The sequence below is a fragment of the Streptomyces sp. 5-10 genome (assembly GCF_014712245.1).
Classification (GTDB): Bacteria; Actinomycetota; Actinomycetes; order Streptomycetales; family Streptomycetaceae; genus Streptomyces; species Streptomyces violaceusniger.
In genome coordinates this window covers 1-595 of sequence record NZ_JACVYG010000229.1, presented here as the reverse complement: position 1 = coordinate 595, position 595 = coordinate 1, and the positions used below count along the sequence as shown (strand labels likewise).

The 595-nt window shown below is 69.6% G+C and carries 1 protein-coding gene; it reads left to right on the top strand.

From position 1 onward, the window contains the following. The coding region (locus IEJ02_RS47940) for an AMP-binding enzyme (protein WP_191070525.1) at nt 1-595 on the top strand (595 nt) is incomplete at both ends.

Below are 595 nucleotides of genomic sequence, written 5' to 3'. Positions count from 1 at the left end.
GTGGCCGGTGCCGGACTCGCCCGTGGCTACCTCGGCCGCAGGGGTCTGACGGGGCAGCGATTTGTGGCCTGCCCATTCGCCACCACGCCCGGTGAGCGGATGTACCGCACCGGGGATGTGGTGCGGTGGACGGCGGACGGTGTGCTGGAGTTCGTCGGCCGGGCAGATGACCAGGTGAAGGTGCGTGGGTTCCGGATCGAGCCGGGTGAGGTGGAGGCCACCCTGTCCAGGCACGAGCGTGTCGCGCGGGTGGCGGTCGTGGTGCGTGAGGATGCTCCTGGTGATCAGCGGTTGGTGGCTTATGTGGTGCCCGATGAAAGGTCCGCAGCCGGTGACCTCGTGCCGGAGCTGCGGGGATGGGCTGGGCAGCGGTTGCCGGACTACATGGTGCCGTCGGCTGTGGTGGTGCTGGACGGGTTGCCGTTGACGGTGAACGGGAAGCTGGACCGGGCCGCGTTGCCCGCACCCGACTACACCGCCACGGCGAGGGCGGATGCGGCGCGGGGACCGGCCTCGGTGCGTGAGGAGATCCTGTGCGGAATCTTCGCGCACGTGCTGGACGTACCGCGGATCGGCGCGGACGACGATTTCTTCG